The 23,299-nt window shown below is 68.5% G+C and carries 32 protein-coding genes; 8 read left to right on the forward strand and 24 right to left on the reverse strand.

The window, feature by feature from the left end; all coding sequences use genetic code 11:
• The first annotated feature begins 773 nt into the window (after positions 1–773).
• Positions 774–1,007: a helix-turn-helix transcriptional regulator gene (locus tag BLT97_RS34390; protein ID WP_093617468.1), complete on the forward strand. Its 234-nt coding sequence runs from the start codon at positions 774–776 to the stop codon at positions 1,005–1,007.
• 412 nt (positions 1,008–1,419) lie between these two features.
• Here BLT97_RS34390 and BLT97_RS34400 read toward each other — a convergent pair whose 3' ends face one another.
• Positions 1,420–1,659 (reverse strand): hypothetical protein, encoded by a 240-nt coding sequence (locus BLT97_RS34400; protein ID WP_245769707.1) that lies wholly within the window; start codon positions 1,657–1,659, stop codon positions 1,420–1,422.
• Positions 1,660–1,750: 91 nt separating this feature from the next.
• Between BLT97_RS34400 and BLT97_RS34405 the strand changes: the two genes are divergently transcribed.
• The 3 genes from BLT97_RS34405 to BLT97_RS38150 all read left to right on the forward strand — a co-directional run bounded on the left by BLT97_RS34405 (position 1,751) and on the right by BLT97_RS38150 (position 3,580).
• Positions 1,751–3,016: an NsdA family TPR-like regulatory protein gene (locus BLT97_RS34405; protein WP_245769708.1), complete on the forward strand. Its 1,266-nt coding sequence runs from the start codon at positions 1,751–1,753 to the stop codon at positions 3,014–3,016.
• A gap of 2 nt (positions 3,017–3,018) precedes the next feature.
• Positions 3,019–3,336: a 4a-hydroxytetrahydrobiopterin dehydratase gene (locus tag BLT97_RS34410; RefSeq protein ID WP_093617472.1), complete on the forward strand. Its 318-nt coding sequence runs from the start codon at positions 3,019–3,021 to the stop codon at positions 3,334–3,336.
• A 94-nt stretch (positions 3,337–3,430) separates the two neighbouring features.
• Positions 3,431–3,580, forward strand: coding sequence for a hypothetical protein (locus tag BLT97_RS38150; protein ID WP_425442813.1), 150 nt, complete (start codon positions 3,431–3,433; stop codon positions 3,578–3,580).
• Here BLT97_RS38150 and BLT97_RS34415 read toward each other — a convergent pair.
• Together BLT97_RS34415 and BLT97_RS34420 are read right to left on the reverse strand one after the other, a co-directional pair.
• Positions 3,577–3,990: an Aca2/YdiL-like domain-containing protein gene (locus BLT97_RS34415; protein ID WP_093617474.1), complete on the reverse strand. Its 414-nt coding sequence runs from the start codon at positions 3,988–3,990 to the stop codon at positions 3,577–3,579. The genes BLT97_RS38150 and BLT97_RS34415 overlap by 4 nt on opposite strands.
• 56 nt (positions 3,991–4,046) lie before the next feature.
• Complete coding sequence (locus tag BLT97_RS34420) at positions 4,047–4,382, reverse strand: hypothetical protein (RefSeq protein ID WP_093617476.1); 336 nt, start codon at positions 4,380–4,382, stop codon at positions 4,047–4,049.
• A 159-nt stretch (positions 4,383–4,541) separates the two neighbouring features.
• On the opposite strand from BLT97_RS34420, the gene BLT97_RS34425 reads away from it, so the two are divergent.
• Positions 4,542–4,751 carry a hypothetical protein gene (locus tag BLT97_RS34425; RefSeq protein WP_245769709.1) on the forward strand — a complete coding sequence of 70 codons (210 nt, stop codon included), beginning with the start codon at positions 4,542–4,544 and terminating at the stop codon, positions 4,749–4,751.
• Here the strand turns inward: BLT97_RS34425 and BLT97_RS34430 are convergent.
• Complete coding sequence (locus BLT97_RS34430) at positions 4,721–4,945, reverse strand: hypothetical protein (protein ID WP_093617478.1); 225 nt, start codon at positions 4,943–4,945, stop codon at positions 4,721–4,723. The genes BLT97_RS34425 and BLT97_RS34430 overlap by 31 nt on opposite strands.
• 56 nt (positions 4,946–5,001) lie before the next feature.
• Here BLT97_RS34430 and BLT97_RS37640 point away from each other — a divergent pair, with 56 nt between their 5' ends.
• Positions 5,002–5,199: a hypothetical protein gene (locus tag BLT97_RS37640; protein WP_143041431.1), complete on the forward strand. Its 198-nt coding sequence runs from the start codon at positions 5,002–5,004 to the stop codon at positions 5,197–5,199.
• Positions 5,200–5,246: 47 nt separating this feature from the next.
• Positions 5,247–5,459, forward strand: coding sequence for a hypothetical protein (locus BLT97_RS34435; protein ID WP_176953995.1), 213 nt, complete (start codon positions 5,247–5,249; stop codon positions 5,457–5,459).
• Between the two features lie 4 nt (positions 5,460–5,463).
• Here the strand turns inward: BLT97_RS34435 and BLT97_RS34440 are convergent, their stop codons facing one another.
• The 15 genes from BLT97_RS34440 to BLT97_RS34510 form a co-directional block, all read right to left on the reverse strand.
• Positions 5,464–5,817 (reverse strand): hypothetical protein, encoded by a 354-nt coding sequence (locus tag BLT97_RS34440; protein WP_093617480.1) that lies wholly within the window; start codon positions 5,815–5,817, stop codon positions 5,464–5,466.
• A gap of 63 nt (positions 5,818–5,880) precedes the next feature.
• Positions 5,881–6,039, reverse strand: coding sequence for a hypothetical protein (locus BLT97_RS38155; protein WP_176953993.1), 159 nt, complete (start codon positions 6,037–6,039; stop codon positions 5,881–5,883).
• Positions 6,040–6,667: 628 nt separating this feature from the next.
• Complete coding sequence (locus tag BLT97_RS34450) at positions 6,668–7,018, reverse strand: hypothetical protein (RefSeq protein ID WP_093617484.1); 351 nt, start codon at positions 7,016–7,018, stop codon at positions 6,668–6,670.
• A 12-nt stretch (positions 7,019–7,030) separates the two neighbouring features.
• The gene (locus BLT97_RS34455) at positions 7,031–7,393 is read right to left on the reverse strand and encodes a hypothetical protein (protein ID WP_093617486.1); all 363 of its coding nucleotides are present in this window, start codon (positions 7,391–7,393) and stop codon (positions 7,031–7,033) included.
• Positions 7,394–7,409: 16 nt separating this feature from the next.
• On the reverse strand, positions 7,410–8,252 hold the full coding sequence (locus BLT97_RS38780; protein WP_245769710.1) for a peptidoglycan recognition protein family protein: 843 nt from the start codon (positions 8,250–8,252) through the stop codon (positions 7,410–7,412).
• A 9-nt stretch (positions 8,253–8,261) separates the two neighbouring features.
• A complete protein-coding gene (locus BLT97_RS34465) occupies positions 8,262–8,882 on the reverse strand; it encodes a hypothetical protein (RefSeq protein ID WP_093617488.1) in 621 nt (206 codons plus the stop codon).
• 9 nt (positions 8,883–8,891) lie between these two features.
• A complete protein-coding gene (locus BLT97_RS34470; RefSeq protein ID WP_093617490.1) occupies positions 8,892–9,500 on the reverse strand; it encodes a hypothetical protein in 609 nt (202 codons plus the stop codon).
• Positions 9,497–10,588, reverse strand: a complete 1,092-nt coding sequence (locus BLT97_RS34475) for a DUF5047 domain-containing protein (protein ID WP_093617492.1) — start codon at positions 10,586–10,588, stop codon at positions 9,497–9,499. Before BLT97_RS34475 ends, BLT97_RS34470 begins: the two co-directional genes overlap by 4 nt.
• 4 nt (positions 10,589–10,592) lie before the next feature.
• Complete coding sequence (locus tag BLT97_RS34480) at positions 10,593–12,824, reverse strand: hypothetical protein (protein ID WP_093617494.1); 2,232 nt, start codon at positions 12,822–12,824, stop codon at positions 10,593–10,595.
• On the reverse strand, positions 12,824–17,269 hold the full coding sequence (locus BLT97_RS34485) for a hypothetical protein (protein WP_093617496.1): 4,446 nt from the start codon (positions 17,267–17,269) through the stop codon (positions 12,824–12,826). Before BLT97_RS34485 ends, BLT97_RS34480 begins: the two co-directional genes overlap by 1 nt.
• Before the next feature lie 18 nt (positions 17,270–17,287).
• The gene (locus tag BLT97_RS34490) at positions 17,288–17,638 is read right to left on the reverse strand and encodes a hypothetical protein (RefSeq protein ID WP_093617498.1); all 351 of its coding nucleotides are present in this window, start codon (positions 17,636–17,638) and stop codon (positions 17,288–17,290) included.
• Between the two features lie 53 nt (positions 17,639–17,691).
• Positions 17,692–18,042 carry a hypothetical protein gene (locus BLT97_RS34495; protein ID WP_093617500.1) on the reverse strand — a complete coding sequence of 117 codons (351 nt, stop codon included), beginning with the start codon at positions 18,040–18,042 and terminating at the stop codon, positions 17,692–17,694.
• A gap of 90 nt (positions 18,043–18,132) precedes the next feature.
• Positions 18,133–18,720 carry a phage tail tube protein gene (locus BLT97_RS34500; RefSeq protein ID WP_093617502.1) on the reverse strand — a complete coding sequence of 196 codons (588 nt, stop codon included), beginning with the start codon at positions 18,718–18,720 and terminating at the stop codon, positions 18,133–18,135.
• 74 nt (positions 18,721–18,794) lie between these two features.
• Positions 18,795–19,193, reverse strand: coding sequence for a hypothetical protein (locus BLT97_RS34505; protein WP_093617504.1), 399 nt, complete (start codon positions 19,191–19,193; stop codon positions 18,795–18,797).
• On the reverse strand, positions 19,193–19,519 hold the full coding sequence (locus BLT97_RS34510; RefSeq protein ID WP_093617506.1) for an HK97 gp10 family phage protein: 327 nt from the start codon (positions 19,517–19,519) through the stop codon (positions 19,193–19,195). The genes BLT97_RS34505 and BLT97_RS34510 overlap by 1 nt, the downstream gene beginning before the upstream one ends.
• Before the next feature lie 31 nt (positions 19,520–19,550).
• Between BLT97_RS34510 and BLT97_RS34515 the strand changes: the two genes are divergently transcribed.
• Positions 19,551–19,874: a DUF4429 domain-containing protein gene (locus BLT97_RS34515; RefSeq protein ID WP_093617508.1), complete on the forward strand. Its 324-nt coding sequence runs from the start codon at positions 19,551–19,553 to the stop codon at positions 19,872–19,874.
• On the opposite strand, the gene BLT97_RS34520 is transcribed toward BLT97_RS34515, so the two are convergent.
• Genes BLT97_RS34520 through BLT97_RS34540 form a run of 5 tightly spaced genes read right to left on the reverse strand, consistent with a single transcriptional unit; the run spans position 19,871 to position 23,262 of the window.
• The gene (locus BLT97_RS34520) at positions 19,871–20,233 is read right to left on the reverse strand and encodes a hypothetical protein (RefSeq protein ID WP_093617510.1); all 363 of its coding nucleotides are present in this window, start codon (positions 20,231–20,233) and stop codon (positions 19,871–19,873) included. The genes BLT97_RS34515 and BLT97_RS34520 overlap by 4 nt on opposite strands.
• Positions 20,234–20,650 (reverse strand): hypothetical protein, encoded by a 417-nt coding sequence (locus tag BLT97_RS34525; protein WP_093617512.1) that lies wholly within the window; start codon positions 20,648–20,650, stop codon positions 20,234–20,236.
• Positions 20,651–20,659: 9 nt separating this feature from the next.
• The gene (locus BLT97_RS34530) at positions 20,660–21,691 is read right to left on the reverse strand and encodes a glycosyltransferase family 4 protein (protein WP_093617514.1); all 1,032 of its coding nucleotides are present in this window, start codon (positions 21,689–21,691) and stop codon (positions 20,660–20,662) included.
• Positions 21,691–22,647: a phage major capsid protein gene (locus BLT97_RS34535; protein ID WP_093617516.1), complete on the reverse strand. Its 957-nt coding sequence runs from the start codon at positions 22,645–22,647 to the stop codon at positions 21,691–21,693. Before BLT97_RS34535 ends, BLT97_RS34530 begins: the two co-directional genes overlap by 1 nt.
• Before the next feature lie 15 nt (positions 22,648–22,662).
• Positions 22,663–23,262, reverse strand: a complete 600-nt coding sequence (locus tag BLT97_RS34540; protein WP_093617518.1) for a hypothetical protein — start codon at positions 23,260–23,262, stop codon at positions 22,663–22,665.
• Positions 23,263–23,299 lie beyond the last annotated feature (37 nt).

A 23,299-nucleotide genomic window follows, 5' to 3' on the forward strand; every position in this document is an offset into this window, starting at 1 on the left:
ACATCCATTCACATCAACGGATAGAGAGTCCACATTCGAGGGAGTCTAGTCCTTACAAGGCGGATGTCGGCGGTTCGAAACCGTCCGCGCCCACCGGGTTTAAATCCCAGGTCGAAGCGGGTCTCTCGTGATCACGAGGGGCCCGTTTTCAGTTGCCGAAGTCTGTGGAATTCCACATCCCTGCCACAACGTCGATTCGATCATGTGTCCTCCAAAGGGGTGATGAGCCGTCAGCGCGGTTCCGGTCAGGTGTGTCAGCGCCTATGGTCGTGATCACCGGGGAGGGCGCGCGCTCATCGCGCAGTCCCTGATGCACCCCCCACCTGAGGACCGGTGGGGAAGATGGTCGACGGCGTTACGGCGCCGTCGGTGGAGCCTCGACTCCACTGGAGGCGCCCCCGTCGTATCTGTCGACGGGGGCGTTCTGCTGCTGACAGTAGACCGCCCCGACCCTCAACGAGGGCCGGGGCGGGACGCCTTGACGAATCGTTGGCGTCTACGGCGGGGCGCGGATGCACCTACGCGACCCTCACCGACCCGCCCTGGGTGCGACGCAATCGCGCCAAGGACGGGGTATGTGGCGGACGCCAGACCTGGGCGCCCGAACATGCTTGCCATACGCTGACCGACTACCGCCCGCCCCTGTCCCCTCCACCGGGACTAGGGCGGGCGGAGCTGGTTGCTCGCGGGGTCCGGGCGAGCCGAGTCATGTTGATCAACTTTGTACCATCGTTGGTACTGACAATGGATCTTGCCAGCTACACGGTTGGCACGTGCCTGTTGATCCGATTCCTGAGTGGGTGCTTCAGCGCCGCCGGGAGATCGGCAGCCGAGTCCGCGACGCCCGAAGCGAGCGAGGCCTGACCCAAGAAGAGCTAGGACACCTCGTCGGGTTGGATCGCAAGACAGTCAACCGGCTGGAAACCGGCGCGTACTCCACCCTCCTTGATCACCTGTTGCTGATTGCCAAGGAGCTCCGTGTTCCTGCTGCAGACCTCCTGCGCTAGGGCATGTACCGGCGGGGTTTGGGCCAGCCCTGCCCTGTCTCTCATGGATCGGTCAGGAGAGTAAATCGCATATTCCACTGGCCGGAAAGCGATTGCGGAGGAGATGTTTGTAGGCCGCATTCACACGGGGCGCGAATGTGACCGAACGTGCAACCACTGGTCAAGGCCCGCCCGCCGCTGCCATCACGCCCCCGGAAGGTGGGCGCTCCTTGCGGCGGGCGGGGGTCTCAGTCGCCCTGCCGCAGGGCGGACGGTTGCGCCGCGTTGTTCGGCCACCGGGTCTTCGACGGCCAGTGATAGTGATCGCCCCTATGCCACTCCGACTCGGTGCAGTACGGGGCGCCGCTCGGATGCGGATGCTGGCACGGCAAGCCGGTCGGCCTCCGCTTCAACTGCTGCGGGTCCGGCATCTTCACGACGAGCCCTCCTTGCCGCATCTGCTGCACGCGCGCGGGAACCAGGCGAAGCGCTGGCCGGCCCGGCGCGCATACTGCTCGCCGAGGTCGACAACACGGCCGGGCGCCAGGGTGATCGAGCACCACACGCAGTCGCGTCCGCGTATCTGCGGTTCGCTCAGCTTGCCGAGCGGCGGGAGCTGAACCGGCCTCTTTCGGCTGCTGATTGCTGCGTTTGCTGTACGCGGTGTGGTCACAGGTCGATGATGGGTGTGCACGTCAGACGGGAGATAGGCCGTCCGATGGCCACGCGTGGCCACGTCGCGGCCATGGCCGAAAGTACGGGCGATGACAGCGCACACTGACCGCATGGGCCGCAACGACGCACTGCGGGCCGCCCGCTTACGCAAGGGCTGGCGCTCGGCGGAACGGGCCGCCGAGGAGATCCAGCTGCTCGGCCAACGGCTTCTGGACGATCCGCACTTCACTGTGTCGGCGCGCACGTGGCGGCGCTGGGAAGGGCAGAAGCCGGGCTGGCCGAGCGACGAGACGGCGATGGTGCTGCACGACGCGTTCGGGCAGTGGCCCGAGGATCTCGGCTTCACCACCCCGCCGGGCTGGATCCGGCCCGAGCATCACCGTGAGGACGACATGAAACGCCGCGGCTTCATCTCCGTGACTGCTGCCGCGCTAGTCGCCGGCCCGATCGCCCCGCAGCACGTCGACCCCGCCCTGATCACCTACTTTCAGGAGCAGTTGGAGGGCCACTACCGGGCGGACATGTTCCTCGGCCCGCACGATCTGATCGGCACCGTGTCCGCGCAGTACCAGCTCATCGACAAGCTGGTGCGGTCGGCGACCGGGGAGACGCGGCGGGGTCTGCTGAGGGTGGGTGCGGCGTATGCGGCGCTGGTGGGCTGGCTGTACCAGGATGCCGGCGACATGGACGGCGCCTCGTTCTGGCGCGGGGTGACGCAGGAGATCGCGATGCGATCCCGCGACCCGCACCTGATCGGCTACTCCCTCGTGAACCAGGCACAGGTGCGCACCGACTTGGGCGACGGGCCGGCGGTCGTCGACCTGTGCGAGGCCGCGCTCGACGACTCTCGGCGCCTGGTGCCGAAGGTGCGGATCATGGCGATGCAGCAGCAGGCGCACGGCTCCAGCCTCATCGGCGACCGCACCGCTGTGGACCGGCTCATCGACCAGGCCGACCAGCTCCTGCCCCGCGTCGACGACGACCTGCCGTGGGGTAATGCGTGCCGCCGCACCCCCGGCTACCTGGAGGTGCAACGCGCCACCTGCTACGGCCGGTTGGGGCTCGGAGTCGAGGCCGGCGCACTGTGGGGCCAGGTGCTCGCGGTCGTCCCCGAGACAGCCCGCCGTGACCGTGGCGTCTACATGGCTCGGCAGGCGACCGCCGCGGCCGGCGCCGGCGACCCGGACCAGGCCCTGCACATCGCACGGGAAGTGGCCGGCATTGCGACGGAGACGCGATCGGCCAGGATGCGCAGGGAGTTGGGGGCTCTTCAGCGGTCGATGCGGCCGTGGCAGGATGCTCCGGTCGGCCGGGATCTTGCGGAGGTTCTGGCGCCCGTGACGGAGGGGAGCTGAGCGTGGCGGAGAACCCGGTACCGCTGACCGAAGACGAGATCGTGATCGCGCTCGACGGGGCGCCCGGGTGGCAACGTGACCGGGATGAGATCACCCGCACGTTCCGGATCCGCTACCACGGCGGCGTCGCAATGATCGTGCACGTCGCCGACGTCGAGCGCCTCATCGGACACCACGCAGACATCGACCTGCGGTGGGGACAGATCCGGTTCGGGATCACCACGCACGACGCCAGCCACAAGCTGACCGTCGCCGACTTCGACCTCGCCAAGCGGATCGACGACATCGCTCGCGCGCACGGGGCTGAGCCAGTCTCCTGACACGGCATATGCCGTCTCGTGATCATCGTGGTCCGGTGTCAGACCTGGCTCATAAACTGATCTCATGCCTCCCGCTCCTGCCGACCGTGGCCCCGTGCGCTCTGCTGACGAGATCAACCGGCAGATCCGTGCCATGTGGTCGTGCCCTGCGGTGAGGCTGCGCCCGGAGCAGCGCGAGCTGTACGAGCAGCTGGTCACGGAGTGGGCTGCGGCGGTGCGCGGAGAGGTCGCGAAGGCGGCCTAGGCGGGCACCTCGTCAGCGAAGACGATGGACACGGCCGGGACTTCCTGAGCTACCCGGGCGATCACGGCGCGATGCCAGGACGCAGGGAACTCCATGTCGGGATGGGCTGCGCGGTACTCCTCGTCGTCTCGGTAGGTGATGAGCGCCGGGTCGGGAACGTCCATCAGCTTCGCAACGATGCCGGACACGAACCCGGCGGTGCGCTGCTCCAGGTCCTCTACGGCGAGGCGTACCCCGTCGGGGATTGCGAACTTGCCTTGCTCCCAGTGCCGGACGGTGCGCGATGAGACGCCGAGGTGGCCAGCGAGCCAGTCGCCTGTGAGGCCGAGGAACTCGCGGACGACTTTGAACTCTGCGGCAGTCATCCTCTCGTCCTCGGGCATGCCGGGCGGGTCGGTGTACTCGGTCATATTTGGTGCCTCCGGGCAGCAGGGAGCCCCGGCGAACGTCGCCGGGGCGGTGGCTGTCAGTTGTCCACGTCGTGCTTCTGAATGATCGCGTAGAGGTCGATGTCCTCGATCGCTGCACGGATGTCGAAGTCGCCGATGGCGTCGGTGTAGTCGGGGTCAGTGTGGTGCAGGCCGATGAACTCGTTACCGGAGATCGAGATCCCCTCGGGGAGGGCGTCGTCGATGGCGTCGCGGTAGTCGTCGGCGATGCGGTCCAGGGCGCCGCTGGTCTCCATGCGCTCTTGCCAGTCGCTGTCGCCGCCGTTGATGGCGTCCAGGATGGTGGCCTCGACGGACGCGTTGCGCCGGTCGCCGTGGTTGGCCCAGGTGCCGTAGCTGGTGGTGACGTTCATGTCCGGTTCCTTCCGGAAGGGTCTGGGGCTGGTCCCCTGACCTCACGACCACCAACATAGCTTCCTAAATTAGGAAGCCGCAAGGGGTTCGGTGAACTTCCCGCGTGGTCGACGGCGGTGGCGCGTGGCGAGGGCGACCCGGCGGCTTAAGATCCTGCGGTGGCTATCGAACTCCCTGATGATCTGATCGCGCTGGAACGCACGGCTTGGGAGGAGATCCAGGCCGGGGCCCTCACGGTGGAGACCGCGGCGGCAGTGCAAGCACGGATCACAGCCGTTGCCGCAGAGTCGGGAGAGTCCCGCATCGACGTCGAGATGGCCTTGAAGCGGGCCGTCCGTCACCCCGCGCCGGATGCCGACGCTGCCTGATCCGCTGGCCAGGACTTCAGTACCTCGCCCGTCTCGGTGTCGACGAGCGTGATCCGTGCAGTCGCGCGGTGCCCGTACTCGCCGACCTCGCTCGCGAACTTCCGCTCGGCGGTGGCGAGCGAGTGCCACCACCCGTGCGCCACGGCGCGGCCGTCGATGGTCAGGGTGAGGCGGTATCTGCCTGCCGAGTCCATGCCGTCATCGTCTCCCCTGGTCGTGGCGGTGGCAGCGCAACCCTATTATCGAACACGTGAGCGAAGTTGTTGAGGTTCGAGAAGCTGACGCCTTGATCGTCAACGGCAAGATCGTGGGTCTCCGGCGGTGCTCCATCGGGATCTGCCGCCGCGTGGCCGACGTCGACGAGAACGGCACCGTCCTGCCGCACCGCGCCCGCGGCACCTTCAATCAGTGCGAAGCCAGTGGCGCGCAGGTCGAACTGGTTCCGTGACCTACCGCGCACATGCGGCCCACGACCCCGCGCGCGAACCTGAAGGTATGGAGGGCGCCCCGATCATCGTGCACCCGCCGACCGGCACCGGCGGCCGGCGCGTCACCGTGCGCGGACAGATCGTCGGCCTCGCCTACAGCGACACCGACCTCCTGGAGTTCCTGCGCCGCGCCGGCCTCCCCGACGCGGAGACGCTCCTCGACGACGAGGCGTGGGTGTGGTGGCGCGGCGGCCGGGCGCACGAGTACGACGCGGCGTGACGTACTAGTCCGACTCGTCTAGTTCCCAAGCCAAGGCGAACTGTTGCAGAACCCTCGCGCTTGAGCCGTCTCCCGCGTCGTAATGACTGGCGAGGTGCACGAACGCGGCAACGAAGCAGGACGCCAGGAGGCCCACTCGTTCCGTCAGTGCATCGGCCACGGCGTTGGCGACGTCCTGCGGATCGTTACTGCCAACGACTATGGAGTCGAAGTCGAGCGTCTCCCTGATTAGCTGCCCAATCAGCTGCGTGTCCGAGTTCAGGTCCTCGAAGGCTTCGTCCTCGCTGAGCCCGTCTGCCGTCACCTTCGCCTGGGTGAGGATGGCTATCACGCGCTGCATCATCTCGGTTTCTGTCACGGAGGCAGAGTGACACAACAAAGCGCCCCGCCCACCTGCCGAAGCAGGAGGGCGGGGCGTCGTCTATTCGTCGTTCTCGTCGGGTGGCGGGATGTCGGGTTCGAGGAACAGGCCCTGATAGGAGGGCACAGGTTGTGGTTCGGCGAGGCCGAGGCGCACGAGGCTGGTCATGTCGCCGGCGCAGTCGTCGGTGCGCGGCGCCATGGGTACGGGGTCGGGCATCACAGCCTCCTGTACATGGGTGTCGCGGTGAGCATGCCGAGCCCGAGCAACCCGCGGCCCTTCTGCGGTGCGGGCGCCCCGTCGCGGCGGCATACGAGTGCATCGGGATCGTCCGGCGGGGGCTGGAGTGAGTACCCGTCGGGGCAGGTCTGCCCGTCGCGGCCGTCCTCACCCGGCGGGCCCGGCTCGCCCTGAGGGCCAGCTGGTCCGGGTTCGCCCTGCGGTCCGGGTGGCCCGGCCTGTCCGTCCGTCCCCGGGTCTCCGCTCGGTCCGGGCGAGCCGACACCCGCAGCGCCGTCGTCGCCGTCCTGCCCGTCCTCGCCGGGAGGTCCACTCGGGCCGGTCGGGCCAGGCGGGCCCGGATCACCCTCGGGGCCCCGCGGCCCGGTGATGCTCTCACCGGGCTCGCCGCGGCTACCGGGCGGGCCTGCGATGGGTTTCTCGCCGAGGCCCTCCACCTGTTGCGCCAGCAGGTCCCGGGCCTCATTCGCGGTGCGCAGGTCACCGGACAGGGAGACGACCTGGAGCGCAAGCCAGCCAAGGAACAACACCACGACCACGCCTGTGAGGGCGACAAGCCACTCAGCGCGCGGAAGCCGCCAGGTCCTGCGCTTCTTGCGGACGCCGGTCATTTAGAGACCACCGCCCAGATCGCGACCGCCGCGGACAGCAACGCCAGGAGTATCGGCACCGTCAGCTGGTACATGCGCGACTGGCGTTCACGCTCCCGCCGGTCACGTTCGTCCCGCTGGTACTGCTCGAACGAGTTCTCCAGCTGGTCATACAGGTCCCGAACCTTCTGCACATCCACCTGAGCCTGACTGAGACGCTCGCTGATGTACTGGCTGCGCTCCGCGTACAGGTTCTGCGGAACGAACTCCGTCAGGCGCTGGTTCAGGGTGTCGAGGCGGCGGTGCATCTCGACTTGCAGCGTGCCGATTTGCCGCCCCAGCTCGCCGAGAGACGGCTCATCAGCCATGTGTGGCTCCGATCAGAGGACCGGCTTCGCAGGCTGCGAGGCGGGCGAGTTGGGGCTGGCCGGGGACACCTGACCGCGGGTGATGAACATGAGGAGTGCGAGGGCGGCGCCGTTTACGGCGGCCGTGGTGGTGGGGGCCACGTCGTATCCGAAGGCCGCGATGGCGGAGGCCAGGGTGGCGACGAGCGTCGTGAAGGCCTGTACAGCTATCGGTCGGGTAAGAGCTGCGGCGATCGCACCGAGGATCGCGGAAACACTGGCGACGACCCATCCCGCTTGGTCTTCGGTGAGGCCGACGTTGAAAGTGACGACGAGGCCGAGGACAGCGGACAGGCTGTTCAGCCAGAGCGCGGGCTCGCGACCGAGGATCTTCATGATGGTCTCGCTTCTGTCAGGCGTCGGTGACGTCGAGGCGGACCTCGACGCTTTCGATCGCGCGGGTGAGTTCGGCGACGATCGCCGCCGGGTCGAGGTCGCCGACATCGGCGGCGAGTTTCGCGACTGCGTCGACGAGCTTGGAGTTCGCCGTGCTCAGCGCCGCGATGGAGGCGTTGGCCTTGTCCAAGCGGGTCAGGATCTCGGTCTGCACCGACGAGAGGGTCCACGTCGGATTGGAAGAGGCGGCACCCGGAACCTTGATGACTCCGTCGTGCTTCAGCACACGATCCGCGATCTTCGTGAGGTCGGCGTCAGTGAGCGGCACGTTGTCCTCCGTGGGCAGGGTGGTTGCGGTGGGCCTGGGAGCGCCCTTCTGGACCCAGGCGTAGAGCGGCGTGCCGGGGCAGGCCGTGGCGAAACCGTCCCGGTGTCCCTTGATCTCGTTGCCCGCGCCGTGCTTGCGGAGCAGCTCAATGCCGTCTCGGATGGCGCTCAACATCGCGTTCGTCGGCTGGGTGAGGCCGGACGATCCGACGAGGCCGACGATCGCGTAGTGCGCCTGGTTCAGGGACTGGTTGCCGTTCGCGCCGGTGCGCTTGCCGAGGCCTCGCCCCTCGAGCAAGTAGCCGTGCGGACAGGCCGCATAGTTGTAGGCGACGTCCGAGTAGTTCTCGGTCTTGTTCGCGAGGTGGCTGGCGCGGATGGCCTTCCACCTGGCGAGGCACAGACCGTGGTCGGTGAGCAGCTTGGTGCTGACGATCGTGCCTTCGTAATGGATCTTTACGCCGCGCGTGCTGGCCTGCGAGGGAGCAGCCGACGCCGGCCACCCCAACTGAGCGCGGGTGACGAGCTTCATGAACCCCTCCTACAGGCTGACGATGACGCCGTTGAAGCCGATCCACGGCGGCTTTGTGGCGGATCCGAATCCGAAGAGCTCCAGAACGCCTCCGGTGGTGATGTCCAACTTCAACGAAATGCGGTCGGATGACACGTCGGAGCAGGGCACCAGCACCGTCCGCTTCGTCTGCGGGCGCACCGCAATGGGCAGCGCCACCGAGTTGATGATCGAGTTGGCGGGAGGGGTGGCTGGATAACTGGTCCGGTTGATCGCCCCTCGGAACTGCAGCGATTCCTCACCGGAGATGTTCAGCAGCCGGTACTGGAACGTGCCGTTGTCGTTGCCGTTGTGGGTGTAGCCGGACGCCAGCGCGATCGTCGTCCACGACGAGGCGCCCACCGACACGGACACCCAAGTCGAACCGTCGTACAGGTCCAAGCGGTTGAGGTCCTGCAGCCACGACAACATGCCCTCGACCGGCGCTGCTGGCCCTGTCATCGTCGCCGCACGCGCGGAAGCCGAGGCGAACCGCAGCACCCCGCGGGAGGCGAACCCGTCCGCGAGATCCTGGGCGAGCCGTTCGGCGTTCGGGGCGTCAGTGAGCGAGGCGATGTTGATGCCCTGCCCGTACTTGTCGGTGGTGGGCACGCGCCCCTCCTAGATGGTGTAACTGATGCCGTCGAGCGCCACCCATGACGGGAGGGCAGTGGTCTGGAAGGTGCGAACCGCGCCCGCCGTGGTGATCTCCAGGCGGCACACGGCCGGCATTGCCGACGCGTCCCTGGTCACCGCCCACGACACCGTCGGGCTGTCCGCAGGGCGGATCGCAGCAGGCAGGGTGAGGATGGTGTCGCCGTCCGCGATCGTTCCCGACGTCGGTCCGATCCGGCCCCGCAGCCAAATGCGGCGCCCTTCCCGCAGGTACGAGGCGGTGTAGCCGTGGCCGGGGTTGGTGTATCCGGCGGCGAGCGTCAGCGCCGTCCAGCCGCCCGAGTTGGTGGCGGTGCGACCCAGGGCGATCCAGTTCCCTGAGCTCGACTGGGAGATGACGATGACGTCCCCGGCCGCGGGCAGCACGTAGGACTCCATGCGGCGCACGATGATGCCGTCGGTGGTTTCGATGGTGCCGTCCGCGTTGACGGTGTCGACCTCGGCGAGCCGCCAATCTGCACCCCGCACCGCCGGGGTGGTCTCGCCGGCGGCGACAGCTGCCCCGCTGAGTGCGTCGGCGAGGCGACGCGCATCGGTGTGTGCGGAGGTCGTCATGCGTCCTCCTTGGCGCTGATCGTCTGGATGGGGAAGTCGCCGCCTTCGTCCAACGGCACGCTGAAGGACTGCACTTGGTGGAGTTCGCGGGTGTCGTCAGGGTGTATGACGCGCAGCACGTCGCCACATTCGAGCGCCGGGTTCGGCAGGCTGCTGAAGTCACCGCTGGCGTTGGGCGCCTTGGCCGCGGCGAGCTTCAGGTTCGCGGCCTGCGCGCACGCGGCCACAGTGGTGAGCGTCGACGAGCTGTAGAACATCGGCCGGCGCCCATACGGGCCGCCCCAGTACGTCGAGCTGTTCGGGTCACTGTCGACCGCCAGGTACTGCACAGGCGCGGTGTTCGCCTCCGTGTTCTCTCCACGGGCGAGCACGGCGTTGTGCACCTTGTCTGACGTCATCGACCGGTTGCCGGTGACATACACGCCGCCATCGCCGGCTGCGACCTCCCACACGGGCGGCGTGGTGAGCAGGTCGGGCAGGGTGGCGATGACGAACACGCCATCGGCGTTGCAGTAGGCCTCCGCGCCGGCTGCGGCGGCGATCTCCTGGCAGGCCGCCCACGGATCCGCTTCAACATCGAAGGTGCGGCTGCCGATCGAGGTGTCGGCGATGAGGCTGATGACGTCCGCGGTCGGCAGGGTGCGGTGCACGATCGCAGTGATCGCGCCGATGACGGTGCCGGTTGCCCGGTACGGCTCGGTGAATCGATCGTCAGCAACACACACCTCGAGGCCCTTGCCTTGAAGGGTGACGGGCCCGTCGGTGGGATCGCCGTCGACGGACTCGACCCGAAACACGCCCAGCGGCACCAACTCGCTGGTGCCGTCGCCGTAGTCGACGCCGCGGACGATTCGGAGCCGAGCACCGTAGGTGAGTAGCTGATCCGCGGGTGTGCGTGGGATCAGCGACACGTCAGCTGAGGTGACGTGGCAGCTGCGCCGGATCGCCTGCCCGCGGTCGACCGAGACGCTTCCGCCCGTGTGCGGGAGGTCGACCACGCTGCCGTCGGTCCGGAACAACTGCACCCGTGTGACGGGCTGGTGGGATTCGGCGAGACGCGGCAGGAAGCGGGCAGAGACGGGATACAACGGCTCACCCCGTCCTGCGGTCGAGGAGCAAGTCCTCCCACGTCGGATACACCGATGCCAGGGCGTCCCAGGTGTCGAACTCGGCGAGTACGTCCTGCCACGTCCGGCCCCGCGACCCGGCAACTCCGGTGGTGACGGGCATGTCCGCCTCGGTGAGCGGCAGCGACCACTGGCGCCACGGTTCGCTCGCGGCACCGCCCGTCCGCGCTTCGGAGGCCTGGGCGACGGTGACGTACAGGTCGCTGACGCCGAGCCCGGGGGCGGTCTGCCACAGCAGTGTGGTGCCGGAGTCGAGGATCCAGTGGAGTGCGGCTCGCTCGTCGTCGCTGCGTGTCCACACTTGCAGCTCGCCCTCGAGGCCGCCGCGGATCCCGGACAGGACGACCGCGTTGCGGCGGCCCTTGATCCGGTACACGGACTGCTCGATTGGCCGCTGCCAGTCCGGGGCCTTCGCGACGAGCACCCGAAGGTTGCGCTGCGGGTTGCCCGGATCCTTGATCCACGCCTCGTTGATGTCGCCGACAGGGATCGTCACCGTCTCCGACGAGCGCAGACTCGGCGTCGTCGACCCGGCCGGATAGATCTCGACGCGGTAGGTGACGGGCACGCCGAGCGGCGCCTCGTAGTCCTCCACGACGAGCAGGTCCGAGTCGATCAGCGTTCGGTTCAACAGACCGCCGCTGCCACGCACCAGAGTCCGGGTTCCGTCCGTGGCCTCCCGGTACACGCTGATCGACTGGCCGACGACGAGTTCCCGCAGCGTCAGTCGGATGTACGCGTCGGCCTCGTGGACCTCCACCGTGGTGAGTGGCAAGGCCTCCCACATCGCCGCATGGTCTACGTACAGGCTCGATGCCGCCGTGCCGGCCACGGCGACGAGCTCGACCGCACCCTGAGTCGCACCCGCAGGAACGGCCGCGTCGGCAGGAAGGGCGTACCAACTACCGCCGGGCACCGGATACACGGTGCTGCCCGTGGTGCCGAGGTCGGCGTTCGCTGCGTTGTACCAGCGCACCCGCACCGTGACGGTCCAGCTGCCGACGCCGACTTTCGCGGCGACCTGTGCCCTGTAACTCGCGCCCGCGGCCAGTGTCGGAAACCGCGGCGAACGGAGGGTGCTGGAGGTCGCGGTCGCCGAGGTGACGGCCAGCGAGTAGGAGCCACCGAACGCCTGCAGTCCCCACGGAGTAGAGCGGGCCACCGCCGCCACACCGGCGGGTACGGTCCAGCCGCCCGCGTCCTGCTCGAAACTGGACGCGGAGTAGGTGAGGACGTTCCCGGCGACGACCGGAGCGGCCACACCGACGACAGCGTTCTCGACGCGCAGCACCTGGCCGGCGCTCGCACCGTTGATGCCCGCGGCGATCCCGCACGTAGCCGCGTTCGCCGGGGCGATAGCGGATGCGCGCTGCCGGTACCAGCCCGTTCCCGGCGCCGGCTGCGCCAAGGAGCCGCGCTGCACGGCGATCTGGTTGCCGTTGGCGTCGTAGAACCGCAGCTCAACCCACGTGTCCGCAGCGAGCGTCGGAGGGTTGAGGTAGGCGTAGGCCAGATACTCGGTGCCGGGGGTGACCGTGGGCCGGTCCGTGCCGCGAGCGGACGCGTTGCCCGCCCCGGTCGCGGTGATCGCGATGGTGTGGGCGCCCGCGTTGTACTGATCCACCGCCCATGTCACAGCTGGTACTTGCCGGCTGATCGTGGCGTTGACCTCGGCGACCCACCCGGCCGCGTTGACTTCGGCCGATTCTGTGGAGAACGGGAACAGGTTGCCCGTGGTCCGCATCGGCAGGCCGAAGTAGACGTTCTCCCAGTAGTGGTAGACCGCTCCGGCGGCAGGGCTGGACGACAGCAGCACCTGCGCCTGCGTCGCCCCCGCAGGCGCCACACCCGCGACGCCGACCCGGTGCCACGAGGTTGCTGCCGCCATGGTGTTGAGCGACCAGGTGACGGCCACCTCGGTGCCGCCGGCGTTCAGCCAGCGGATACCGATGCGCTCCACGACCGACCCGGACGCGTCAGCGAACGTCTGGTAGGTCGTGCCCGCGGTCACGGGGTACGAGGACACGGTGCGGGCCTGCATCTCGCCCGCCGCCACCGAACGGACAGCGAGGCAGCCGTCCCCGTTCCGACCGCCCGTGCCCTTGGACAAGGTGCAGTTCTGCTTGGCCACCCAGCCCGACGTGTTCGGGTCGACCATCTCCGTCGTAGAGCTGAGGAAGTTCCCCGGAATCGGCATCAGGGGTACCTCCTCGCGCTCACTGCCTCGATCAGCAGCCGGTCCCGTTCGCGCAGCTCACCGCGCACAACGCCGAGGAACTCACCCGAATCGAGGTAGAGATTCCCGGTGAACTCCCCGCCGTGAGCACCGCTGTTGGCCGCGGTGGAGATGTTGTTCCACTGCCTGCCGGTGAGAACGGGCTCGGGCCGGCCGGTGCCGTTGTAGGCGAGGTTGAAGCCGGGCTGGAGCATGCCGCCGTTGTCGTACTTGCCGGGCATGAAGCCGTAGACGTCGGTGAACATCGCGCTCATCGCGCCGCGGGCCTTCTTGCCGACGACGACGCCGTCGCCGCCGCGACTCTCGACGTTGGTCTTGCCGAGCGTGCCCGCGGTGTGGCCGACGCCGGCGTTGGTGATGCCGATCTGGAAGGCGCTCTTGCCGTTGCGGACCCAGCCGGGCGGGGCGGTCTTGCCGCGGAACGCCATCGTCGCCCAGCGGCGGTGCGGCTTCTGCCCGCGGATCACGGACTCGATCGCCGACATGAACCCGGAACAGTCCCACGACGGGTTGCCGTTACCAGCCCACTGATACGGCTTTCCGTGCTGTGTCTTGGCCCAGTTCAGAGCCTTCTGGATCTTAGGTCCGCCGACACCACCGGCGCCCCGCTTGTCGGCCTCCTTCGTGTAGCCGAACAGAGCGTCGATGATCCGCGTCGGGATGCGACGCAGCATCTTCCCGAAGCCTGTATCCATGCCAGGGAAGCGCTTCAGGATCGGGTCGACGACGTTCTCGACGCCGGCGCGCGCGGAGGCCTCCATGGTGTCCTTCAGCCACGAGGCCGCCTGCTTGACCTTGTTCCACGCGGCCGAGCCGGCGCCGGCGACGGCCGCACCGGCGGACTTGATCCAGCCGAACACGCCGCCGTCCGCGAACGACTGCACCGGGAAGGTGCCGCCGCGGGCGTACCTGAGGGAGCGGTCCGTCGGGGTGCGGGGGTTACCGCCGAGGATCGGTGCGAGGGTTTCCCGGATGCGCTTCGTGCCGCCGCTGCGGGCGAGCTGGTTCATGCTGCCGACGAATCCGGAGCCGACCGCGCGCGTGAACTCGGGCCGCATGATGGCCTCGCCACCCGACAGCTCCAGCGCCCCGCCCGTGGGTGACACGAACTTGTGGACGTCGCGACCGGGCGTGTAGCCGGGCATGATGCCGCCGCGCGCGAAGGTCACCTTGTCGAGCTTCGGTGCCCCGAACGCGCCGGCAACCAGATTCCAAACCTTGCGAATTCCGTTGTTATAGACCGTATTTACGACAAATTCGACCGGTTTCTTCGCGATTCCGATCAGTTTGTCCCAAGCTGTCTTGATCGCGTCCTTGGCTCGGCCGAAGGCCGTGCCGACCGCCTTTACAGCGTCTTTCACGGTGTTGAAAATCGGCCGAATCCCGTGGTCCCAGGCCCACTTGCCCGCGGAAACGATCCCGTCCCAGGCGGGCTTGATGGCGTTCTTCCACAGCCAGGTGCCCCAGCGGCCGAGCTCGCGCAGACCGTCCATGAACGCGCGGAAGACGGGACGCAGGACGTTCTCCCACATCCACTTCGCGCCCTCTTGGATACCGCGCCAGGCAGGCTTGATCGCGCTGTTCCACAGCCAGAGGGCCTTGTCGCCGATCCACGTGAACGCGGGGTTGATCGCGTTCGTCCACAGCCACATCGCGAGGTCGGCGATGGCGTTGAAGGTGGGCCGGATCGCGTTCTCCCACAGCCACGTGACGATCCCGCCGACGAGCAGGATCACGGCGTAGATCGGCAGGAACACGAGCGTGACGATCGTGGTCGCCAGGATCTGGCCGGCCAGGACGATCGCGTCCCAGGCAGGCTTGATCGCGTTCGTCCAGAGCCACATCGCCCAGTCGCCGATCGCCCGCAGCGCGCCGGAGATCGCGCCGAACGCGGGCTGAAGCGCGTTGGTCCACAGCCACATCGCGGCGTCCTGGATCGCCGTCCAGACTGCCTGCACTCCGTCGCGGAACCACTCGAAGCGGCGGTACAGGTAGATCACGCCGAGCACCACGGCCGCGATCGCCAGGACGATCCAACCCCAAGGACCAGCCATGGAGATGAGGTTGAACGCGGCGAGAGCACCGTTCACGATCAGCATGGCGAGGCCCCACAGGCGGGTGATCGCCCAAAGGCCCCACAGGGCGATGACGAGCTCGGGCACGTTCGTGGCGAGGGAGCTGACGCCCTGCGCCATCGCGCCGAGCACCTCGAGCAGCGGGCCCGACACCGGGGACAGGGCCTCGCCGATGTCGAGGAACGCCCCGGCGATGTCGCCGAAGGTCTCCGCGAGCAGCGGGGCGTGCTCCGCGCTGTACGACAGGAACCGCTCGAACTCCGGGCTGCCCTTGAGGCTGGAGCCCCAGCTCGCGAAGCGGCCGGTGATGTCCTGCATCCGCTGCGAGATCGAGTCCATGTGCGGGAAGAAGGCCTGAAGTATGCCGGCCATCCCCTTGAACACGTTCCCGAAGGAGACGCCCAGCCCGATCAGAGCAGGCTGCACCGAGCCCTCGAGGTCGGCCTTGAACTCCTTCCACCACGGCGACTTGAAGCCGCGGCTCGCACGGTCCTGCAAGTCGCCGATGGCGTCCGCCGCTGCGAGGACGAACGGCGTCAGCCCCGGCAGGCTGTTCTTCAGGCCCTCCAGGGCACGGGTGAAGATGGGCATGACGGCGGGCTGCAACGACCGGGACCACGCGCTGAATGCGTCCCGCAGGTCGAGGAACGCCTCGAACGTCTCCCGCGCCGATGGGGTCAGCTTCGCGAGCTCGGCCTCGTACTTGGCCTGAGCGATCGCCGCCTGGTCCACTCCGCCCGCGGCTGACAGGGAGGCCTGCTCGATCTGCCGCTGCGCCGAGGCGACCGCGTCCGCAGCGTTCTGCTGGGCGACCGCCACGTTCTCCGTGGCCTCCGATACGCGCTGCTGCGCCTCGGCGACCTGACGCGCGGTCTCCACCTGTGTGCGTGCCGCCTCGGCCTGCGCGTCCTTCACTGCCTGGGCCCGGTCGGCCACATTCTGCTGGGCCTCGGCGAGCCGCTCCTGCGCGTTGCGGACCGTGTCAGAGCCCTCGACGCCGGCCTTGTTCGCCTTCGTCGTCTCGGTCTTCAGACGCTTCGTCTCGGTCGTCTGGTCCTTGAGGCGCTGCACCGCCTGGTCGTAGGCCAGGAGCGCCTTCTCGCGGTCCAGGCCGGAGGCGTTGGCGTTGTTGAGGACCGCGTCGCGCTGCGCGGTCGCCTCCTTGAGGGCGATCTCCGCATCCCGCTGGGAGAGCACGGAGTTCGCCAGCCGCGAGTTGAGATCCTCCAGTTCCAGCGCTGCCTGCTTGCGGGCGTCGCTGAGGTCTTCCTGGGCACGCCGAGCATCGCGCTGAGCGTCCGCGAGGGACCGCTCAGCGTCCTGCACCCGGCGCGCAGCCTCGGCGTTGCGCTGCGCTGCCTGCGCCACCGCATCCGCGGCAGCCTGCTTGGCCTGACCGACTGCACGCTGCGCCTGCGCGATCTGGCGGGCCCCGTTGCGTTCCGCCGCGGCCAGGGCCTGCTGAGCGGATGCCATCTGCAGGGCCTTCGACGCGCCCTGTGCGGCGGCTTGACTGCCGCGGAGCGTCGCGTTCGTCGACGCGTCCTGGGCGGCCTTCTGCGCCTGCATGACCTTGCCCATCTGCACGAACGCCGGGATACCGACGAGCGCGATGGAACCGATGCCGACCGCAGCAGCAGACGCCGCGGCAGCAATCGCGCCCAGCCCGGCCGCCACCACCGGCAGCACCGGGATGAGGGCCGGGCCGAACGTGATCGCAGCCGTGGACAGCAGGCGCAGGTTCGCCGCGGCGGAGCGGGTGTCGACGTCGACCTTCGCGGTCCGCCCATCCAGGCGGTTGATCTCCGCCCGGAGAGCTTCCAGTTCGGCGATGGCCTGCCCGGTGTCGACCCGGACGTTGACGTCGGGGTGTTCCGCGCCGAGGCGACGCAGCTGCTGTTGCAGCCGCTCCACCTCGGCCAGGGCCGTACCGGCGTCGACGTCCACGCCGATCCGCTTGTTCGACAGCGTCTCCAGCCGGGCCCGCAATCGGGCCATGTCCGCGTTGAACCCGGTCTCATCGATCCGGACGTCCGCGCGCGGCAAGTTCTGCATCGCCGCCTGCACGCGCGACCGGAACGTCCGGCCGAACGCGCCACCGGCCTGCTCGCCGGAACGGGCCGCCTGCGGGGTAGCTGTACGGCCCCCGGTCGCGACACCGTTCCGGACAGCCTGCGCGATCTGCGTGGACACGTGACGGCCGATGATCCGGCCGATCTCGTCGCCGACCTGGTTCGCCGCCGGAACAAGGCTGGCCTGCAACTGCGACCGGATTCCCCGGGTGTTGGGGATGACGTCGACCTCGACGGAGCCCACGCTGATCGCGGCCACGGCACCTCCTCCGTGGCGCTACGCGGCGCCTCCCTGCAACAGTTCGAACAGCCGGTTGGCGCTGTTCTCGTTGAGCTTCGGCTTCTTCTTGACCGGCGCGGCGCCGGGCCTGCGGATCGGCTCCGGAGCGTCGGGACGCTTGGACTTCTTCTCGATGTTCACGCAGAGCAGGGCCCACTCCACGCGGGCGACCCGGTCAGCGACGACCGCGACGAGCTGCTCGAGCTGAGACCATCGGCCCTTCTCCGGCTCGCCCTTGACGGCCTGCTCCGCGAGTTCTGCGGGGTCCATCGAGTTCCGCAGCGCTGTCCACGTCGCGGACTCGGGCGGCAGGTGCTGGATCAGAACGCGCAGCCTGCGCCAGGTCATGAGCCCCCGGTGGACGTCGAGGACGTCGATCCCGAGGGCGAGAAGGTCGGCTTCTACCGCTTCCGCGTGCTCCGAGAGGACCGCGTGGGTCCACTGGATTTCCCCACCGACTCGCCGCTGATCCGGCCGGCGTCCGCGACGAACTTGCCGAAGCCGTCCATGTCGGGGTCGAGCTCCTGGAACAGCTCGAAGTCGTCGGGGTGCAGGACGGTTTCCATGAACCCGTCGATGTCACCGGTGTTGAGGGCGCGCAGCGCCGACGCGCGCCACCGCCCCGAGGGGACGCACCGGACGTCCTTGGTGACGCCGTCGTGGCCGGCGAGCGGCACGGTGACGTACTCCTGCTCGGCAGCTTCGGCTTCCTGGGCGGAGGCGGCTTCGATCTGCTTCTTCGTGGCGGGCATAGCGCGGGCCTTTCAGTACGGGCGCGGGCGAACAAACGGGGGAAGGTGGACGGGCCGGGCCCGCGCCAGGGTGGCGGCCCGTCCACCAGCTCAGGACCCGGTGTAGGCCTCGGTCTCCGGGACACGGTCGAAGTGGTAGACGGTGTTGCCGGCGGTGTCCGGGTAGGCGGTGATCGTCCACTCGAAGCCGGCGACTTCGTCCTGCTTGTGCGTGACGTCCGAGCGTTCGGTGATCTCGCCCTCGGGCACATAGAAGCCGCGCTGGAACGTGTCGCCGTCGAGGACGACGAGCCAGAACGCGCGGCGGTCCGGGACCGGGGAGGCGGTCTCGGCGAACGTCGTCAGGCCGCTGGTCGGGGTCAGGTCCGCGGCATCGATGCGGTACTGAAGCGACTGCACGGTGGTGCGGCCGGTCTCCCACACCGTCAGGCCGAACGTCCGCAGCGACGAGGTGATGGTGGTGCGGATCGGGGCGGTGTAGCCCCACGGCGTGAAGGACTGGGAGTCCTCCTCGAAGCCCTGCACCAGGCCGTCGTCGCTGATGGCGCCGAGCGGCAGCCACGGCGACAGCGGCTGAATCTCCGGGTCGCCGGGTGAGGTGGTGCCGAGCGGTGCCACCCAGCCGCCGCCATTGGCGCCGACTTCCAGAAGGTCCGCCGCGCGGGTGATGTTGACCATGAAGGGTCTCCAGACATGCGAAGACCCCGCGTGCGGCGGGGTCGGGTTATGGGGTCCGGCGCGGGCCCAGCCGGTCAGGAGACCGGGTGACAGAAAACCTCGTAGGTCGCTCCGACACGGCGCAGCGACGTGTTCTCGTAGGGACGGACAGCCGGACGGGAGATCGTCCCGGTACGGCCGAACACCGCGTTCGCGGTGGTGCTGCCCCGCAGCTGGGTCAGAACCCAGCCCCGGATTGAGGCAGCCAGGGCGACGGCTTCACCCCGGGTGCGGTGGTAGACGTCGATGTCGACGAACGGCCGATCCAGACGGATGCCGTCATCGTCACCCCCGGCAACCTGCACTTGGACGGTGGGCAGTTCATTCGCGAGGTTGTTGTCGAGCTCGTCGCGCACCACAACGCCGTCGCCGAGGAACGCCCGCAAGGCGACCATCACCTCGAGCTCCACATCTACGGAGCCGACCGCGGCCATCAGTCGCCGCCCGCGGCAGCAGCCCGCAGCAGCACGTGATGGGCAGGGACACGTTCGGTGCCGTACTCGACCCAGCGCGCGTAGTACGACGTGTTGTACACCGTCGCGACAGCACGGTCCCGGCGCCGGCCACCGAGGCGAGTGCTGCTGACTTCCCAACTCGCCTTGTACTGGCCCGAATGCGGGTCGCCCGCCCCGCCGACCGGGGACAGGCCGACCGCGGTCGACTTGATCCGCTCCGCGCGGCGCACCAGATCCGCCCGGACCATCTCCGACTTGAGGAGCTGACCTACGCCTTTCCGCTTCAACCGGAAACGTGCTGCCATACCCTCAACTCCTCAACAACTAGGGGGACGTATGGACGTCAAAGGGGTCCTTGGGCGCATCAGCTTCGACGGTGAATGGATCACCATCACCAAGACACCGCACGGGCCGAAACCCGCGCCCGTCAGGATCCGCGCCGCAGATGTGACCGGCAGCCGCTTCAAGCCCGGCAACCGGCTCTTCCACGGATATGTGCAGTTCCTCATGCCCGACAGCCAGCCCGCACCGGAGAAGCCGACCGGATCGTGGGGCGGCGGACGGCCGCCGTATGAGGATCCATACAGCCTGTCCATCCCGCGCAGGAGCAACGAAGCGGCAGAGAGACTGATCGCCGCCGTCGAGCAGGCCCGCGGCTAGCCGGTCACCCGGTCTGCCGCGAACTGCACCACACCACGCAAACCGGTGAAGGGGTTACGGCCCCAGTCACCCGGCTCGCCGGTGATGTCGCAGACCACGCCCCGGATACGGGCCTTGTCCGTCGTCCGGATCCGGGTGCCCGCAGGCGCGTACACCGTCCAACCGACGATCACCGTGTCCCGGGCCTGCTGCTGCGAACCGCCCACCGACGGAGTCTGCTCCCGCGGCGTCACCACGCAGCCGGGCACGTCGAACGACTCATCTGGACCGGGCAGCGGCTGCCCGCGCGGATCCCGGCCAGGAGAAGGACCGATGCGCAGGATCCGCACCGTCTCCCCGACCGGATACGGGGCGGGCACCTACACCCACCCCCAGCCCGGCTCGTAATCGCCCGGCGGACCGTAATCGTCATCGACCGGATAGGTCGGCGACGGGTCCGCTGTGGCCGGTGTCGGGTCCACCGTGAAGGCGCCCCCGCGGCCAGCCAGGGACTTGAGGGCGGTCTTGTCGGCCTTCGTCAGATACAGGCCGCCCGAACCGGACGGCCGCTGTACCGACATGGGGCCGATCGTCTCGTAGGACACCTGCTGCGGGTTCACGTAGGCGCGGCCGGCCACCGACAGCACCACAGCGTCAGCACCCTCCGGCAGCGGCTTGACGACCGTCTGCGCCAGCGAAATCGCCTTGGTGATCAGCAGTTCCGCGCGGTCTCCGTTGATCTCCGTCAGGTCCAGGTACAGGGCCAGTTCCTCGGCCGTCGGTGCCACGAACGCCACGATGACCTCCTAGGCCAGAGCCTCCACGGCATCACACCAGGCGGCCAGTTCGGCAGTCGGATTGAGCTCGATGCTGCGAGCCCTGGCCCGCTTCGACGCCAGCCGGTACTCCGCAGGCGCCAGGAGCTTGCCCAATACCGCCTCGTACCCGGCGACGTCGTTGCGGTCGACGAACACACCGGCCTCGCCCAGGGACTCGCACAGCCCCGGAGTGGGGTGAGCCACCACCGGAATGCCGCTCGCAAGCGCCTCAACTCCGGCACGGCCCCACGACTCATACGAGGACGGCATCAGCAGCACCTTCGTGCGGCCGTACACCTTCTCCCGCATGTCCTCGCCGCGCACATGCTCGACGACCTCGACGTTCGGGAGATCCGGCAGGATCTGCTCGCCGTAGGCGCCGCGCACGGCCAGGAACTGCTGCTCCGGCATACGACGAGCCAGCTCGGCGAAGACCTTGCCGCCCTTCTCCGCGTTGCAGTTGATCAGCGTGATCGCCTGGCCGGGCCGCGTGGCGTACTCGTCGGCGAACACCGGCGGACGCACGATCAACTCGGCACCCGGACGCACGGCCTTCGGATACTCGGCGAAGAACAACTCCGCCTCGGCGCGCATCCACTGCGAGTTGTAGACCGCCAGCGCAGTACCGCCCGCCGCCGCATCCCGGAACGTCGGCCGATGCGTGTTATGGCAGATCACCACCACCGGCTTGCCGTAGCCACGGGCCAGCGCCGCGGTCGACGGCACGCACTCCAGATGCGAGACGAGAACGTCCGCCTTACGGACCGCCGAGGGGAAGTCCAGGCGGGCCTCAAGCGGCACCACGCGGATGCCCCGGTAGTCGTAGACCTTGCTGGCCTTGCCGTACCGGGACAACCACACCTGCACGTCGTGCCCGCGCTCCACCAACGGCCGCAGCATCGACACGAGCATGTGCTCAGCACCCGCGTTGTGCTCCGGCGGCATCGCATGAACGCGGGCCACAATCTGCAGGGGCTTGGCTGCCCCGCCCGGCGCGGAAGCCGGGACAGCCCTCGCCATCAGGAACCGCTCGGGGTGCCGGTGAACTTCACGAACGCCTCCGCGTCGCCGAGGACGAACCCGTAGTGCGCCTCCGCCAGGAGAAGGACCAGGTTCTCCTGGAACGCGCTGTGCACGCCGCCGTCCTCGTCGATGTACGTCGCCTCACGCGACAGCTTCACCGAGATGTCCATGCCGACACCGAACGCCGCCTGCGACCAGTCGCCACCCACCGCACGCAGGCCAGAGTCCACCGAAGTCGACTGGCGGCGCAGCTTCCCGGACACCGACCGCGAGTACGCGAGCGGCTCACCGATCAGCTCGCCAGCCAGCGCCGTGCCAGTCCCGGACGTCTCCCGGGTCGCCACGAACAGCGGCTCGCCCGTCGTGGAGGTCGCGGCGAGGAGCTTCGGCTTCAGCCGGTTATCGGCGACCGTGCCCGTGTAGTCCCAGTCGTCGTCAATGACGACGTCCATGCCCTTCACGAAGTCACCCCAGATACCGCCCTGGTTCTGGGCGGTCGTACCGAGGCTGACAGCCTTCGTCGTCGCCGCCAGATAGTCGGCGAACGGCCCCGAGCCGCCCTTCATGTTCTTGCCGTGGATCGTGGCCATGTCGAAGGCCCTGGCGAACGCGGTCGGTAGATCCTGCTGAAGCTGCGTCCACAGGCCGGCCGCGTTGGAGTTCGCGACCTCCATCGACACCGGGATGAGGACGGCGATCTTCTTGCCGCTCATCTGCTTGACCTCGACACCGCCCGAGCTCAGCGGCTTGCGCCCGCCCTCAGACACCCAGTCCGCGGTGGGCACATCGAGCGGCACCGGCACCGCGGTATTCGCCGTCATCGACAGCGGCACACGCCGCGCCAGCGACATGACCGCGGAGCCTTCCACGGACTTCTCGAAGATGGGCGCGACCAGCGTCTCCGGAAGAAAGACGGGGTCAACAGCGGACAGCTTGATGGGATTCGTCGCCATCGGGGACTACCTCTCTCAGTGGCCCCGTGCGAGGCCCTGCTTCATGAAGTCGGCGAACACGTCCGCCGGATCGTTGGGGGTTCTGTTGCCGTTGCCCGAAGAGCCCTGCGAGCGATCCGGTCGCGGAGGTCGCGGGGAGGTATCGGCCGGCTTTCCGAGATGCGGCTTGCGCTTCAGCAGGTCCGTCAGGTCCTGCTTGATCGCTGCCGTGTCGACGTCGCCCTCGTCATCGACGTAGGCGCTGAGATCGAGAAAGGCGTGCGCGTCCTCCGGATCGGCGAACTCCGCCGCCGCCAGAGCCTTCACCTCGGAGCGCACGGCCCGCTGCTGCAGCGCCTGGATACGTTCCGTCGAGGCCGTGAGCTGCTCGGCGAGCCGCTCCTGCTCCGACTTCTGCGCCTCCTCCAGCTCCTTCGCCTTACGGGCGAGAGGCTCCAGCTCCTTGTTCTTGGAGCGGTAGTTCGCGCTCTCCCGACGCAGCTTCTCGATCTCCTTGCGGGCGGCCTCGGGGTCCGCCCACGGGTCCGTCAGCTTCTGCTCCGCCTCCGGGGCGGCCTCAGACTCCGGCGTCTTCTGCTGCTCGACCTGCTCGGCCGGCACCTCGTTCTCGGGCATGGCTAGGTGGCCCTCCAGGGGCTGAGAAAGGCCGCCA

The sequence above is a fragment of the Streptomyces indicus genome (genome assembly GCF_900100315.1).
Classification (GTDB): domain Bacteria; phylum Actinomycetota; class Actinomycetes; order Streptomycetales; family Streptomycetaceae; genus Streptomyces; species Streptomyces indicus.

What these genes read in the sequence shown, in the direction of transcription:
- BLT97_RS34405 (WP_245769708.1), top strand. Translation starts at nt 1,751, where the DNA reads ATGACAGCGCACACTGACCGCATGGGCCGCAACGACGCACTGCGGGCC.
- BLT97_RS34415 (WP_093617474.1), bottom strand. Translation starts at nt 3,990, where the DNA reads ATGACCGAGTACACCGACCCGCCCGGCATGCCCGAGGACGAGAGGATG.
- BLT97_RS34420 (WP_093617476.1), bottom strand. Translation starts at nt 4,382, where the DNA reads ATGAACGTCACCACCAGCTACGGCACCTGGGCCAACCACGGCGACCGG.
- BLT97_RS34430 (WP_093617478.1), bottom strand. Translation starts at nt 4,945, where the DNA reads ATGGACTCGGCAGGCAGATACCGCCTCACCCTGACCATCGACGGCCGC.
- BLT97_RS34435 (WP_176953995.1), top strand. Translation starts at nt 5,247, where the DNA reads ATGGAGGGCGCCCCGATCATCGTGCACCCGCCGACCGGCACCGGCGGC.
- BLT97_RS38155 (WP_176953993.1), bottom strand. Translation starts at nt 6,039, where the DNA reads ATGCCCGACCCCGTACCCATGGCGCCGCGCACCGACGACTGCGCCGGC.
- BLT97_RS34450 (WP_093617484.1), bottom strand. Translation starts at nt 7,018, where the DNA reads ATGGCTGATGAGCCGTCTCTCGGCGAGCTGGGGCGGCAAATCGGCACG.
- BLT97_RS34455 (WP_093617486.1), bottom strand. Translation starts at nt 7,393, where the DNA reads ATGAAGATCCTCGGTCGCGAGCCCGCGCTCTGGCTGAACAGCCTGTCC.
- BLT97_RS38780 (WP_245769710.1), bottom strand. Translation starts at nt 8,252, where the DNA reads ATGAAGCTCGTCACCCGCGCTCAGTTGGGGTGGCCGGCGTCGGCTGCT.
- BLT97_RS34470 (WP_093617490.1), bottom strand. Translation starts at nt 9,500, where the DNA reads ATGACGACCTCCGCACACACCGATGCGCGTCGCCTCGCCGACGCACTC.
- BLT97_RS34480 (WP_093617494.1), bottom strand. Translation starts at nt 12,824, where the DNA reads ATGCCGATTCCGGGGAACTTCCTCAGCTCTACGACGGAGATGGTCGAC.
- BLT97_RS34490 (WP_093617498.1), bottom strand. Translation starts at nt 17,638, where the DNA reads ATGACCTGGCGCAGGCTGCGCGTTCTGATCCAGCACCTGCCGCCCGAG.
- BLT97_RS34495 (WP_093617500.1), bottom strand. Translation starts at nt 18,042, where the DNA reads ATGCCCGCCACGAAGAAGCAGATCGAAGCCGCCTCCGCCCAGGAAGCC.
- BLT97_RS34500 (WP_093617502.1), bottom strand. Translation starts at nt 18,720, where the DNA reads ATGGTCAACATCACCCGCGCGGCGGACCTTCTGGAAGTCGGCGCCAAT.
- BLT97_RS34505 (WP_093617504.1), bottom strand. Translation starts at nt 19,193, where the DNA reads ATGGCCGCGGTCGGCTCCGTAGATGTGGAGCTCGAGGTGATGGTCGCC.
- BLT97_RS34510 (WP_093617506.1), bottom strand. Translation starts at nt 19,519, where the DNA reads ATGGCAGCACGTTTCCGGTTGAAGCGGAAAGGCGTAGGTCAGCTCCTC.
- BLT97_RS34515 (WP_093617508.1), top strand. Translation starts at nt 19,551, where the DNA reads ATGGACGTCAAAGGGGTCCTTGGGCGCATCAGCTTCGACGGTGAATGG.
- BLT97_RS34530 (WP_093617514.1), bottom strand. Translation starts at nt 21,691, where the DNA reads ATGGCGAGGGCTGTCCCGGCTTCCGCGCCGGGCGGGGCAGCCAAGCCC.
- BLT97_RS34535 (WP_093617516.1), bottom strand. Translation starts at nt 22,647, where the DNA reads ATGGCGACGAATCCCATCAAGCTGTCCGCTGTTGACCCCGTCTTTCTT.
- BLT97_RS34540 (WP_093617518.1), bottom strand. Translation starts at nt 23,262, where the DNA reads ATGCCCGAGAACGAGGTGCCGGCCGAGCAGGTCGAGCAGCAGAAGACG.